The organism is Pseudomonas sp. SC11 (assembly GCF_047039205.1).
GTDB lineage: Bacteria > Pseudomonadota > Gammaproteobacteria > Pseudomonadales > Pseudomonadaceae > Aquipseudomonas > Aquipseudomonas boreofloridensis.
Map to the genome: position 1 here is coordinate 2,148,973 of NZ_CP178183.1, position 12,908 is coordinate 2,161,880.

Below are 12,908 nucleotides of genomic sequence, written 5' to 3' on the forward strand. Positions count from 1 at the left end.
ACTGTCCTCATCGCACGGGCGCCTGCAAAAACGCGGCCTCCAGCAGTTGTCGGGTATACGGATGCTGCGGTGCGTTGAATATCCCTTGCGCATCGCCCTGTTCCACCACCTGCCCTTGCTTGATCACCATCAACTGGTGGCTCAGCGCCTTGACCACCGCCAAGTCATGGCTGATGAACAGGTAGGTGAGGTTGTACTTCACCTGGAGGGTGCGCAGCAGCTCCACGACCTGACGCTGCACGGTGCGGTCCAGCGCCGAGGTGGGTTCGTCCAGCAGGATCAGCGCCGGCTTGAGCACCAGCGCCCGGGCGATGGCGATGCGTTGGCGCTGGCCGCCGGAGAACTCATGGGGGTAGCGATGCCGGGTCTGCGGGTCCAGGCCCACCTCCTGCAAGGCGGCGATGATCGCCGCCTCCTGCTCGGCCGGCGTGCCGATCTTGTGGATGCGCAGGCCTTCGCCGACGATGTCGGCCACGCACATCCGCGGGCTGAGGCTGCCGAAGGGGTCCTGGAACACCACCTGCATTTCCCGGCGCAGCGGTCGTACCTGCTGCTGGTTCATGCTGTCCAGCGACTGACCGTGAAAGCGGATACCGCCCTGGCTGGCGATCAGGCGCAGAATCGCCAGGCCCAGGGTGGACTTGCCCGAGCCGCTCTCGCCGACGATGCCCAGCGTCTGCCCCTGCGGCAGGCTGAAGTTCACGCCGTTGACGGCCTTCACATGGTCGACGGTGCGGCGCAACAGCCCCTTCTTGATCGGGAACCAGACCTTCAGATCATCCACCTGCAGCAGCGGCGTGCCCACCGGCGTGATGGCCGGAGCGCCGCTGGGTTCGGCATTGATCAGCATCTGCGTGTAGGGGTGCTGGGGCTGCTCGAACAACGTGGCGCAGTCGGTCTGTTCGACGATCTTGCCGCTTTGCATCACGCACACGCGATGGGCGATGCGGCGCACCAGGTTGAGGTCGTGACTGATCAGCAGCAACGCCATGCCCAGGCGTGCCTGCAGTTCCTTGAGCAGGTCGAGGATCTTCAACTGCACGGTCACGTCGAGCGCCGTGGTCGGCTCGTCGGCGATCAGCAGTTCCGGTTCGTTGGCCAGGGCCATGGCGATCATCACCCGCTGGCGCTGGCCGCCGGAGAGCTCGTGGGGCAGGGCTTTCAGGCGCTTGCGTGGCTCGGGAATGCCGACCAGTTCCAGCAGCTCGAGCGTGCGAGCGGTGGCCTGCTTGCCGGTCAGGCCCTTGTGCAGCAGGAGGATCTCGTTGATCTGCTTTTCGATGCAGTGCAGCGGGTTCAGCGAGGTCATCGGCTCTTGGAAGATCATCGCGATGCGATTGCCGCGAATGCGCTGCATGGGCTTTTCGCCCAGGTGCAGCAGGTCTTTGCCAGCGTACTGAATGGTGCCGCTGGGATGGCGCGCCAGTGGGTAGGGCAGCAGGCGCAGGATCGAGTGGGCGGTGACCGACTTGCCCGAGCCGCTCTCGCCGACCAGGGCCAGGGTTTCGCCTTTGCGGATGTCGAAGCTGATGCCATCGACCACACGGTTGACCTGTTCGCCGTTGACGAACTCCACCGCCAGGTCGCGGACTTCGATCAGGGTGTCTTGGCTCATGTCATTTCCTCGGGTCGAAGGCGTCGCGGGCGGATTCGCCGATGAACACCAGCAGGCTCAACATCACGGCCAGCACGGCGAAGGCGCTGATGCCCAGCCAGGGCGCCTGCAGGTTGGACTTGCCCTGAGCCACCAGTTCGCCCAGCGATGGCGAGCCGGCGGGCAGGCCGAAGCCGAGGAAGTCCAGCGCAGTGAGCGTGCCGATGGCGCCGGTGAGGATGAACGGCATGAAGGTCATGGTCGAGATCATGGCGTTGGGCAGGATGTGGCGGAACATGATCGGGCCATTGCGCATCCCCAAGGCTCGGGCGGCGCGCACGTACTCCAGGTTGCGGCCGCGCAGGAACTCGGCGCGCACCACGTCCACCAGGCTCATCCAGGAAAACAGCAGCATGATGCCTAGCAGCCACCAGAAGTTCGGTTGCACGAAGCTGGCGAGGATGATCAGCAGGTACAGCACCGGCAGGCCCGACCAGATTTCCAGAAAGCGTTGGCCCGCCAGGTCCACCCAGCCGCCGTAGAAGCCTTGCAGGGCGCCGGCGATCACGCCGACGATGGAACTGGCCAGGGTCAGGGTCAGGGCGAACAGCACCGACACGCGGAAGCCGTAGATGACCCGTGCCAGCACGTCGCGACCCTGGTCGTCGGTACCCAGCAGGTTATCGGCCGACGGTGGCGCCGGTGCCGGCACTTTCAGGTCGTAGTTGATGCTCTGGTAGCTGAACGGGATGGGTGCCCAGAGCACGAAGCTGTCCTTCTTGCTCAGCAGTTCGCGCACGTACGGGCTCTTGTAGTTGGCTTCGAGCGGGAACTCGCCGCCGAAGGTGGTTTCCGGGTAGCGCTTGAAGGCCGGGAAGTACCACTGGCCGTCGTAGTGCACGGCGATCGGTTTGTCGTTGGCGATCAGCTCGGCACCCAGGCTCAGGCCGAACAGGATCAGGAACAGCCACAGCGACCACCAGCCGCGACGGTTGGCCTTGAAGCGCTCGAAGCGCCGGCGATTGAGGGGAGAGAGGGCCATGTCAGTGCTCCCGGCTGGCGAAGTCGATGCGCGGATCGACCAAGGTGTAGGTGAGGTCGCCGATCAGTTTCACCACCAGCCCCAGCAGGGTGAAGATGAACAGGGTGCCGAACACCACCGGGTAGTCGCGATTGATCGCGGCCTCGAAGCTCATCAGGCCCAGACCGTCGAGGGAGAAGATCACCTCGATCAGCAGGGAACCTGTGAAGAAGATGCCGATGAACGCCGAGGGGAAACCGGCGATCACCAGCAACATGGCATTGCGGAACACGTGACCGTAGAGCACGCGGGTACGGCTCAGGCCCTTGGCCTTGGCGGTGACCACATACTGCTTGTTGATCTCGTCGAGGAAGCTGTTCTTGGTCAGCAGGGTCATGGTGGCGAAGTTGCCGATCACCAGCGCGGTGATCGGCAGCACCAGGTGCCAGAAGTAGTCCAGCACCTTGCCGGTGGTAGACAACTGCTCGAAGTTGTTCGAGGTCAGGCCCCTGAGCGGGAACCAGTCGAAGTAGCTGCCGCCGGCGAACAGTACGATCAGCAGGATAGCGAACAGGAACGCGGGGATGGCATAGCCGACGATGATCGCCGAGCTGGTCCAGACGTCGAAGTGGCTGCCGTGGCGCACCGCCTTGGCGATGCCCAGCGGGATCGACACCAGGTACATGATCAGCGTGCTCCACAGCCCCAGCGAAATCGACACCGGCATCTTCTCGGCGATCAGATCGATGACCCGGGCATCGCGAAAGAAGCTGTCGCCGAAGTCGAGTTGGGCGTAGTTCTTGACCATGATCCACAGCCGTTCGGGCGCGGACTTGTCGAAGCCGTACATGCGCTCGATCTCGGCGACCAGCGCCGGGTCCAGGCCTTGCGCGCCGCGGTAGTTGGAACCGGCCACCGACACTTCGGCGCCGCCACCAGCGATGCGGCTGGTGGCGCCGTCGAAGCCTTCGAGCTTGGCGATCATTTGTTCGACCGGACCGCCGGGGGCCGCCTGGACGATGATGAAGTTGATGATGAGGATGCCGAACAGCGTCGGGACGATCAGCAGCAGGCGCCGCAGGATGTAGGCGAGCATGTCAGTTCGCCTCTGCGGCAGGGGTGGCGGGTGCTTCGCTCACCGCTGGCGTGACGTCGGGCTTGATCCACCAGGTGTCCAGGCCGATGTCGTACTTGGGCGACACCTTCGGATGGCCGAGGTGGTTCCAGTACGCCACGCGCCAGGTCTTGATGTGCCAGTTAGGGATCACGTAGTAGCCCCACAGCAGCACGCGGTCCAGCGCCCGGGTGTGGGCGATCAGGCTCTGGCGCGATTCGGCGTTGATCAGTTCCTCGACCAGTTGGTCGATGGCCGGATCGCGCAGGCCGATGAAGTTGCGGCTGCCCGGGTTGTCGGCGGCGGCGCTGGTCCAGAATTCGCGCTGCTCATTGCCCGGCGAGTTGGACTGGGGGAAGCCGCCGACAATCATGTCGAAGTCCCGCGAGCGCAGGCGGGTGACGTATTGCGAGACGTCTACACGGCGGATGCTCAGGTCGATGCCCAGGTCTGCCAGGTTGCGTTTGAATGGCAGTAGAACACGCTCGAATTCGGTCTGAGCCAGGAGAAACTCGATGGACACCGGCTTGCCCTGGGCATCGACCATCTTGTCGTTCTCGATCTTCCAGCCGGCTTCAGTCAGCAGTTGGTACGCCTTGCGCTGTTGTTCGCGAATCATGCCGCTGGCGTCGCTGACCGGGTTGTGGAAAGCCTGATCGAAGACCTGCTCGGGCACCCTGCCGCGCAGCGGTTCGAGAACCTTCAACTCATCGGCCGAAGGAAGGCCTTTGGCGGCCATTTCCGAGTTCTCGAAATAGCTGCCGGTGCGGGTGTAGGCACCATTGAACAACTGTTTGTTGGTCCATTCGAAGTCCAGCAGCAGGCTCAGTGCCTGGCGTACGCGGATGTCCTGGAACACCGGCTTGCGCAGGTTGAAGATGAAGCCCTGCATGCCCACGGGGTTGCCGTTGGGCAGCTCTTCCTTGATCAGTCGACCGTCGCGCACGGCTGGGACGTTGTAGGCGGTGGCCCAGTTCTTGGCGCTGACTTCCAGGCCGTAGTCGAACTGGCCAGCCTTGAGCGCTTGCAGGGCCACGGCGGTGTCGCGATAGGCATCGAAGGTCATGGCGTCGAAGTTGAACTGACCGCGGTTGATCGGCAGGTCCTTGGCCCAGTAGTCCTTGACCCGCTCGTAACGGATCGAGCGTCCGGCCTTGACCTCGGCCACCTTGTACGGCCCGCTGCCCAGTGGAATTTCCAGGTTGCCGCGGGTGAAGTCGCGCTCGGCGTACCAGTGCTTGGGCAGCACCGGCAATTGCCCGAGGATCAGCGGCAACTCGCGGTTGTTGGTGTGCTTGAACCTGAACAGCACGCGCAGCGGGTCTTCGGCGATCACCTCGGCCACGTCGCTGTAGTACTGGCGGTACAGTGGCGCGCCTTGCTTGGTCAGCGCCTCGAAGCTGAACACCACGTCGTCGGCGCGCATGGGGTGGCCGTCGTGGAAGCGCGCCTGGGGCCGCAGATAGAAACGCACCCAACTGTTGTCCGGCGCTTTCTCGATGCGTTCGGCGACCAGGCCATACTCGGTGAAGGGCTCATCGAGGCTGGCGCGCATCAGGGTGTCGTAGATGCTGCTGATGTTGTCTGCCGCCACGCCTTTGTTGATGAAGGGGTTGAGGCTGTCGAAGCTGCCGAAGCTGGACTGGCGGAAGGTACCGCCCTTGGGCGCATCGGGATTGACGTAGTCGAAGTGCTTGAAGTCGGCGGGATACTTGGGCGGTTCGTCGTACAGGGTGAGGGCATGCTGCGGTGCGGCGGCTGCCGCGAGGCTCAGGCAGGCGAGCAGCAAGCCGCTGGCCAGGCGCAGGCGAGGCATTGGCATCATTTGGCTTTCTCCGAAGTCTTGAGCCACCAGCTGTTCAGCCCGAGGGTGTAGGGCGGCGTGGTGACGAAGGCGAACCGGTTGCGGTAGGCCAGGCGATGGTTGTCCAGGTACCAGTTCGGGATCATGTAGTAGTGCCAGGACAGCACCCGGTCCAGAGCGCGGGCAGCGGCGACCTGGTCGTCGCGGGTGCGCGCGGCCATCAGCGTATCGAGCAGCAGGTCGACCACGGGATCGTCGATGCCGGCGTAGTTCTTGCTGCCCTTGACCGAGGCCTGGCTGGAATGGAAGTACTGCCACTGTTCCAGGCCTGGACTGAGCGTCTGGTTCAAGGTCATCAGAATCATGTCGAAGTCGAACTGGTCCAGCCGTTGTTTGTACTGGGCACGGTCCACGGTGCGCAGGCGCGCATCGATGCCGATGCTCGAGAGGTTTTCGACATAGGGCTGCAGGATGCGTTCCAGGTTGGGATTCACCAGCAGCAGCTCCAGGCGCATCTGACGGCCCTTGGCATCCACCAGGCGCTGGCCGTCGAGCTTCCAGCCCGCCTCAGCGAGCAGGCTTAGCGCCTTGCGCAAGGTCTGGCGGTCGATACCGCGGCCGTCGGTCTGGCTGACCTGGTAGGGCTCGGTGAACAGCTTGGCCGGTAGCTGATCGCGCAGGGGCGAAAGCAGCAGCCACTCTTTGCCGGTGGGCAGGCCTGTGGCCGCGAATTCGCTGTTGGGGTAGTAGCTGGTGGCACGTCGGTAGGCACTGCTGAACAGGGCACGGTTGGTCCATTCGAAATCGAGCATCAGCCCCAGGGCCTGGCGCACCTTGGGCTCGGCGAAGGCTTCGCGGCGGGTGTTCATGAACAGGCCTTGGGTCTGGGTCGGGATCCGGTGTGGAATTTGCGCCTGGATCACTTCGCCGCGACGGATGGCCGGGAAGTTGTAGCCGTTGGCCCAATTCTTGGCCTGGTGTTCGATGTAGATGTCGAATTCGCCGGCCTTGAATGCCTCGAAGGCGACGGTGGCGTCGCGGTAGAACTCGAATTCGACGCGGTCGAAATTGTACTTGCCACGGTTGACCGCCAAGTCCTTGCCCCAGTAGTCCTTGACCCGAGTGAACACCAGGCGCCTGCCGGGCTGCACTTCGCTGATCCGATACGGCCCGCTGCCCAGCGGCGGCTCGAAGGTGGTGGCCTCGAAGTCGCGGCCTTGCCAGTAGTGCTTGGGCAGCACCGGCATTTCACCCAGGCGCAGGATCAGCAACGGATTGCCGGCACGCTTGAAGACGAAGCGGATCCGCAGCGGGCCGAGGATATCGACGCGCTGCACCTCCTGCAGATTGGTGCGGTACAGCGGATGGCCCTGCTTGAGCAAGGTGCGGTACGAGAAGGCGACGTCGGCCGAAGTGATCGGGTGGCCGTCGTGGAAGCGTGCTTCAGGTCGCAGGTTGAACACCACCCAGCTGCGATCCTCGCTGTATTCGACCGAGCGGGCGATCAGTCCGTAGCTGGAGGTGGGCTCGTCGCCGGAAGGGTCGTACTGGCCAGTGCCGATCATCAGCGTCTCGTTGAGCTCGCTGACTCCGTACTGCTGGAAATTGGGCGTCGAGACCGGGCTGGTGCCCTTGAACGTGTAGGGGTTGAGGGTATCGAAGGTGCCGAATGCCATGGCTCGCAAGGTGCCGCCCTTGGGCGCCTGCGGGTTGACCCAGTCGAAATGGGCGAAGCTGGCCGGATACTTGAGCGTGCCGAACTGCGCATAACCGTGGCTTTCGCTCACTGTCGCGACTGCGGGAAAGCTCAAGGCCAGGCTCAATGACAGGAGGAAAGTTCTTATCAAGTCTGGGATCCGGTCGAGGCGGCGTTGGGCTTGGTCCGGCGTACAGTAACAGCTTGTCTGCAATGGAAAAAGGGTAGGGCCCGGGGCGGCTGCGGCGGCTCATCGCCGCGCACTCGCCCTGGACTGGCGCGGTTCAGCGTCCGAGGTAGACGGTGAGGGTCTGGCCGGGCTTGAGCGCCTGGCCGGTACGCGGATTCCAGCGCTTGAGGTGCTTCATCTCGACGTTGAAACGCTTGGCTACAAGGTAGTAGGAGTCGCCCTTGCGCACCTTGTACTGGGTCGAGCGCTGCTGAGCTGCGGCTACGCGGCTGGCGGCAGCGCTGGGGGCGCTGGCGCCACGCAGGGCGAGCACCTGCCCAGCCTTGAGGCGGGTGCCGGACAGGCGGTTCCAGCGCTGGATGTCCTTGACCGACACGCGGTTGGCCTTGGCGATGGCGCCCAGGTTGTCGCCCCGCTTGACCCGGTAGCTGCTGGTGGCGGCGGGGGCCTTGGCCTCGGCCAGAGCGGCCTGGAACACCGCCTTGTTCGGTTGCAGGCTCAGGAGCTGTTCAGGCTTGAGGTTGGACAGGCTGCTGGTCAGCAACCGAGCCTTGGCGGTGGGTACCAGCAATTGCTGCGGACCATCGACGGTCATGCGTTTCTTGAAGGCGGGGTTGAGCTGGATCAACTCGTCTTCGTCGATGTTGGCAAAGGCGGCGACGCGGGTCAGGTCGAGGCGGTCGTTGATGACCACTGCTTCGAAATAGGGCTCGTTGGCGATGGGGCTGAGGTTCACGCCATAGGCCTGCGGGGTCAGCACCACCTGCGACAGTGCCAGCAGCTTGGGCACGTAGTCACGGGTTTCCTGGGGCAGCGGCAGGTTCCAGTAATCGGTGGGCAGACCGAGCCGTTCGTTGCGTTCGATCGCCCGGCTGACCGTGCCTTCGCCGGCATTGTAGGCGGCCAGGGCGAGCAGCCAGTCGCCGTTGAACATGTCGTGCAGGCGCGTCAGGTAATCCAGCGCCGCGTTGGTCGAGGCGGTGATGTCGCGACGGCCATCGTAGAAGTTGGTCTGGCGCAGGTTGAAGTGACGGCCGGTGGAGGGGATGAACTGCCACAGGCCCACGGCATGGGCGCGCGAGTAGGCCATCGGGTTGTAGGCGCTCTCGATGGCCGGCAGCAGTGCCAGCTCCAGCGGCATGCCACGCTCTTCCAGACGCTCGACGATGTAATGCAGGTACAGGCTGCCGCGTTCGCCGGCCGTTTCCAGGAAGCTCGGGTTGCTGGCGAACCACAACCGCTGCTGTTCGATACGAGGGTTGACGTCGATGCTGTCCTGCAGCACGAAGCCCTGACGCATACGCTCCCAGACATCGTCGGGGGCCTTCTGCTGGACCGGTTTGATCACCAGCGGGGCTGGCCTGTGCTTGATCCGCGCCTGGTAGTTGTGCGCGCGAACGCTGTCGGTTTCCTCCACCTGACGGGTGCTCTGACAGCCCACCAGGGTGGCGGCCAGGGCCAGGGCGCTGACTTGTGCCAGACGCGTCAGGGCGGCGGAATGAGCGGTGCGGCGGCTACGTGAAGACATCGGCGTACACATTTTTCCGGGCAAAAAATTTCGGCGATTCTAGAAACCGCACCCGGATGGGTCAACCTTGGATGTCTTTCTGCGACCTTAGGGCGGGCGATCAGAAGCTGTCTTTCCAGGCCCTGAGCGCAGCGAAGACCGCTATCTGGCTATTGTTGGGGCTGCCTTTCCATTCGTCCGCTTTTTGTTTAACGGATGTTACAGCGGTGCGAAGAAAAGGATTGGTCAGGCGCTCCAGTGCAATGGACGAGGGCAGGGTGATGCGCTGCTGCGCACGCAACTGCGTGACCTCTTCGAAGCGCCGTTGGATATCGGCGTTGCTCGGCTCCACGGCCCTGGCGAAACGCAGGTTGCTCAAGGTGTATTCGTGGGCGCAGTACACCTCGGTGCTCTCCGGCAGGCTGGCCAGGCGTTGCAAGGCGGGCTGCATCTGCTCGGGCGTGCCCTCGAACATCCGTCCGCAGCCGGCGGCAAACAGCGTGTCGCCGCTGAACAGCAACGGCGTTGGCGTGCGGTCACTGTAGAAGGCGATATGGCCGAGGGTATGCCCCGGCACGGCGAGCACCTCGAACGTGATGCCGAGCACCGTCGCCGTGTCGCCGTCGTCCAGCGCCACATCGCGCCCGGGAATGGTTTCGTGGGCCGGGCCATGGACGCTGGCGCCGGTGACCTGCTTGAGTTGTTGCACGCCACCGACGTGGTCGTTGTGGTGGTGGGTAATGAGGATGTCGGTGAGCGTCCAGTCGCCATGCGCCTGCAGCCACGCCAACACCGGTGCGGCGTCGCCGGGATCGACCACCGCGCAGTGGCGTTTGGCAGTATCCTGTAACAACCAGATGTAGTTGTCGGAGAAAGCGCGAAGGGCTTCGATCTGTATCATTGTGCGGTTCCGAATCATCTGGCGTGGGAGATGAGGGCATCTTAGCCGCGATGGCGCGGCCGACGAAACCTTCGAGGGAGAATGCGATGACCGATCAAGCCTTTGCCCAGGCCGACCCCGAGTGGGTCGAACTGATCAGCCAGGCCCGCGACTGGTTCGCCGGGCCATTGGGTCAGCTGATGCTCAAGGAGGAGGAGAAACTGCTCGAGGACGAATTGGAGCGCTTCTTCGGCGGCTTTCTGGTGCACTACGGCCCCTGTGCCGATGCGCCCCCCCAGGCGTTGAAAGTGCAGCGCAATGTTCGCTTGGGCGCGCCACTGCCCGGTGTCGAGATCGTTTGCGAGGAGCAGGCCTGGCCGCTGTCCGAGCATGCCGCCGACGTGGTGGTGCTGCAGCATGGTCTGGATTTCAGCCTCTCGCCCCACGGTCTGCTGCGCCAGGCCGCCAGCGCGGTGCGTCCGGGCGGACATCTGCTGATCGTCGGCATCAATCCCTGGAGTGCCTGGGGCGCCCGACATCTGCTCGGTCGCGGGGTACTGCGCAAGGCGCGCTGCATCTCGCCTTCGCGCCTGGGGGACTGGCTGAACCTGCTGGGCTTCGCGCTGGAGAAACGCCGCTTTGGGTGTTATCGTCCGCCGCTTTCCTCACCGGCCTGGCAGCAGCGCCTGGCGGGTTGGGAGCGGACGGCCGGGCGCTGGCAGGTGGCCGGCGGCGGCGTTTATCTGCTGGTGGCGCGCAAGGTGGTGGTGGGGTTGCGACCCTTGCCGCTGGAGCGTCGCGAACCGATGGGCAAGCTGTTGCCGCTGCCGCTGGCCAAGGTCAATCGCCGTCACAGCGAGCCCTGAGCGGATTGTCCGCGCTATTTAACCTGCAAGCGAACGAAGGCGGTACATGAGCGATAGCGTCGAGATCTACACCGATGGTGCCTGCAAGGGCAATCCCGGCCTGGGCGGCTGGGGCGCCCTGATCGTCTACAAGGGTGTCGAGAAGGAGCTGTGGGGCGGCGAGCGCGACACCACCAACAACCGCATGGAACTGATGGCCGCGATCTGCGCGCTGATGGCGCTCAAACGCGAGTGCGAGGTGGTCCTGACCACCGATTCGCAATACGTGATGAAGGGCATCACAGAGTGGATGCCCAATTGGAAGAAGCGCGGCTGGAAGACCGCCACCAAGGAACCGGTGAAGAATGCCGACCTGTGGAAGTTGCTCGACGAACAGGTCAATCGGCATAAGGTGACCTGGAAATGGGTCCGCGGCCATATCGGCCATCCGGGCAACGAACGCGCCGACCAGTTGGCCAACCGTGGCGTCGATGAGGTACGTGCACAGCGCTGAACCACCCCACGGGCGGGCGTGCCCGCCCTTGCCTGTCAAAGAAATGAACTCTCCTAGCCGCCTCGCTCTCCACTGAGAAATCCCATGAGGCGGCGTTCGATGCTCCCCTACAGCCAACAGGGCTCAGGCCCGATCACTTTGGTGTTGATGCATTTTCTGGGCGGCTCCCATCGCACCTGGGGTCCCACGCTGCCGTTCCTCGACCGTGAGCACGCCTGTGTGGCTCTCAACTCGCCAGGCTTTGGCGATGCTCATGGAGTCAGCGGCTATTCGGTGGCCGAGATGGCTGATCAGGTCGATGCCAGTGTGCGTGCGCTGGGCATCGAGCGCTGCGTCCTGGTCGGTCATTCGATGACCGGCAAGGTCGCGGTGGCCCTGGCCTCCCGGCGTCCCGACTATCTGCAAGGCTTGGTGCTGGTGGCGCCGTCGCCGCCTGGCCCGCAGCCGATGAGCGAGGGCGATCGCGATCGACAGCGACGCTATCAAGCCTCGCGGGTCGAAGCCGAACAGTTCGTCGATGAGTCCAGCTTTCACCGCTTGCCCGATGCCCTGCGTGAGGTAGCCATCGCCGACGCCCAATCGGTGAACCTCGACGCCTGGCGTGCCTGGGTCGACCACGGCAGTCGCGAGGACTGGAGCGATCGGATCGGCGAACTGCCGTATCCGACGTTGCTGGTCTGCGGCGCCGACGATGCGCAGGTGCCGGATGCCTCAGCGCAACAGCGCACCACGCTGGCCCATTTCCCAGACAGCACGCTGCTGACCTTGCCTGGCGCAGGTCATCTGATGCCGCTGCAGACACCCCGTGAATTGGCCGAACGCATGCTTGAATTCGTTCGCCGTATCGCTGTTGACAGTGCCCGAGGAGAGATGTGATGGATCTAGGTTTGACTAAGCGTGTAGCCCTGATCAGCGGCGCGGCAGGAGGCATTGGTCTAGCGACCGCGCGCCTGCTAGCCGAAGAGGGTGTGCGATTGGTGTTGACGGACAAGGACCAGGATCACCTGGAAAAAGAAACCGCAGGCATCGGTGGTGAGCCGCTGCTCATTGCTGCGGACATGACCGACCAAGCCGAGGTCGACGGCCTGATTCGTCAGGCCGAAGCGCACTTTGGGCAGGTGGACATCGTGGTGCACACCGCCGGTGTCACCGGTGCCAAGGGCGATCCGCTGGCGTTGTCCGACGAGGACTACGAAGAGGCCTGGTCCACTGATTTCTTCAGCGCCGTGCGCATCGCCCGTGCCGCCATCCCACCGATGCGTCAGCGCGGCTGGGGACGTCTGGTGTGCATCACGTCGGAAAACGCGGTGCAGCCTTACTGGGAAGAGGCGGTGTACAACGTCGCCAAAGCGGCCCTGGCCGCGTTCATCAAGAACCTTTCTTACAAGGAAGCGGCCCACGGGGTGCTGTGCAATACGGTCTCACCGGCGTTCATCGAAACTGGCATGACCGATGGCATGATGGAGCAGCGTGCGCAGGAGCGCGGCGAAAGCTTCGAGGAGGCGATCAAGAGCTTCCTCGACGAAGAGCGCCCCGGCATCGTTCAGAAGCGCCGTGGCAAACCCGAAGAGGTGGCAGCGGCCATCGCCTTGCTGGTGTCCGATCGCGCATCGTTCATCAACGGCAGCAACCTGCGCGTCGATGGCGGGTCCGTGCAGAGCGTGCAGAACTGACGCCAGGGTGGTTGGAACAGGCGACCACGGGTGCCGAGCCCGTGGTCGCTTTGTTGTATACTCGCCGGCT

At 63.9% G+C, this 12,908-nt stretch carries 11 protein-coding genes; 4 read left to right on the plus strand and 7 right to left on the minus strand.

Annotated elements, in window-relative coordinates:
• Positions 1-7 precede the first annotated feature (7 nt).
• The 7 genes from ACK2SD_RS09935 to gloB form a co-directional block, all read right to left on the minus strand.
• The gene (locus ACK2SD_RS09935; RefSeq protein WP_412462004.1) at positions 8-1,615 is read right to left on the minus strand and encodes an ABC transporter ATP-binding protein; all 1,608 of its coding nucleotides are present in this window, start codon (positions 1,613-1,615) and stop codon (positions 8-10) included.
• A 1-nt stretch (position 1,616) separates the two neighbouring features.
• Positions 1,617-2,636 (minus strand): ABC transporter permease, encoded by a 1,020-nt coding sequence (locus ACK2SD_RS09940; RefSeq protein WP_039578570.1) that lies wholly within the window; start codon positions 2,634-2,636, stop codon positions 1,617-1,619.
• 1 nt (position 2,637) lies between these two features.
• Complete coding sequence (locus ACK2SD_RS09945; protein ID WP_317872451.1) at positions 2,638-3,711, minus strand: microcin C ABC transporter permease YejB; 1,074 nt, start codon at positions 3,709-3,711, stop codon at positions 2,638-2,640.
• A gap of 1 nt (position 3,712) precedes the next feature.
• Positions 3,713-5,554, minus strand: coding sequence for an extracellular solute-binding protein (locus ACK2SD_RS09950; protein ID WP_412462005.1), 1,842 nt, complete (start codon positions 5,552-5,554; stop codon positions 3,713-3,715).
• Positions 5,551-7,380, minus strand: a complete 1,830-nt coding sequence (locus ACK2SD_RS09955; protein ID WP_412462006.1) for an extracellular solute-binding protein — start codon at positions 7,378-7,380, stop codon at positions 5,551-5,553. Before ACK2SD_RS09955 ends, ACK2SD_RS09950 begins: the two co-directional genes overlap by 4 nt.
• A 133-nt stretch (positions 7,381-7,513) precedes the next feature.
• On the minus strand, positions 7,514-8,947 hold the full coding sequence (locus tag ACK2SD_RS09960) for a transglycosylase SLT domain-containing protein (protein ID WP_412462007.1): 1,434 nt from the start codon (positions 8,945-8,947) through the stop codon (positions 7,514-7,516).
• 100 nt (positions 8,948-9,047) lie between these two features.
• Positions 9,048-9,827, minus strand: a complete 780-nt coding sequence (gene gloB, locus ACK2SD_RS09965) for a hydroxyacylglutathione hydrolase (RefSeq protein ID WP_116888522.1) — start codon at positions 9,825-9,827, stop codon at positions 9,048-9,050.
• 86 nt (positions 9,828-9,913) lie between these two features.
• Here gloB and ACK2SD_RS09970 point away from each other — a divergent pair, with 86 nt between their 5' ends.
• From ACK2SD_RS09970 to ACK2SD_RS09985, 4 genes are all read left to right on the plus strand, one after another.
• Positions 9,914-10,672: a methyltransferase domain-containing protein gene (locus ACK2SD_RS09970; RefSeq protein ID WP_412462008.1), complete on the plus strand. Its 759-nt coding sequence runs from the start codon at positions 9,914-9,916 to the stop codon at positions 10,670-10,672.
• Between the two features lie 46 nt (positions 10,673-10,718).
• Positions 10,719-11,165 (plus strand): ribonuclease HI, encoded by a 447-nt coding sequence (rnhA, locus tag ACK2SD_RS09975; RefSeq protein WP_295482993.1) that lies wholly within the window; start codon positions 10,719-10,721, stop codon positions 11,163-11,165.
• 99 nt (positions 11,166-11,264) lie between these two features.
• Complete coding sequence (locus ACK2SD_RS09980; protein WP_412462009.1) at positions 11,265-12,041, plus strand: alpha/beta fold hydrolase; 777 nt, start codon at positions 11,265-11,267, stop codon at positions 12,039-12,041.
• Between the two features lie 11 nt (positions 12,042-12,052).
• Complete coding sequence (locus ACK2SD_RS09985) at positions 12,053-12,838, plus strand: SDR family NAD(P)-dependent oxidoreductase (RefSeq protein ID WP_240326850.1); 786 nt, start codon at positions 12,053-12,055, stop codon at positions 12,836-12,838.
• Positions 12,839-12,908: the final 70 nt, after the last annotated feature.

What these genes read in the sequence shown, in the direction of transcription:
- ACK2SD_RS09935 (WP_412462004.1), bottom strand. Translation starts at nt 1,615, where the DNA reads ATGAGCCAAGACACCCTGATCGAAGTCCGCGACCTGGCGGTGGAGTTC.
- ACK2SD_RS09940 (WP_039578570.1), bottom strand. Translation starts at nt 2,636, where the DNA reads ATGGCCCTCTCTCCCCTCAATCGCCGGCGCTTCGAGCGCTTCAAGGCC.
- ACK2SD_RS09945 (WP_317872451.1), bottom strand. Translation starts at nt 3,711, where the DNA reads ATGCTCGCCTACATCCTGCGGCGCCTGCTGCTGATCGTCCCGACGCTG.
- ACK2SD_RS09950 (WP_412462005.1), bottom strand. Translation starts at nt 5,554, where the DNA reads ATGATGCCAATGCCTCGCCTGCGCCTGGCCAGCGGCTTGCTGCTCGCC.
- ACK2SD_RS09960 (WP_412462007.1), bottom strand. Translation starts at nt 8,947, where the DNA reads ATGTCTTCACGTAGCCGCCGCACCGCTCATTCCGCCGCCCTGACGCGT.
- gloB (WP_116888522.1), bottom strand. Translation starts at nt 9,827, where the DNA reads ATGATACAGATCGAAGCCCTTCGCGCTTTCTCCGACAACTACATCTGG.
- ACK2SD_RS09970 (WP_412462008.1), top strand. Translation starts at nt 9,914, where the DNA reads ATGACCGATCAAGCCTTTGCCCAGGCCGACCCCGAGTGGGTCGAACTG.
- rnhA (WP_295482993.1), top strand. Translation starts at nt 10,719, where the DNA reads ATGAGCGATAGCGTCGAGATCTACACCGATGGTGCCTGCAAGGGCAAT.
- ACK2SD_RS09980 (WP_412462009.1), top strand. Translation starts at nt 11,265, where the DNA reads ATGCTCCCCTACAGCCAACAGGGCTCAGGCCCGATCACTTTGGTGTTG.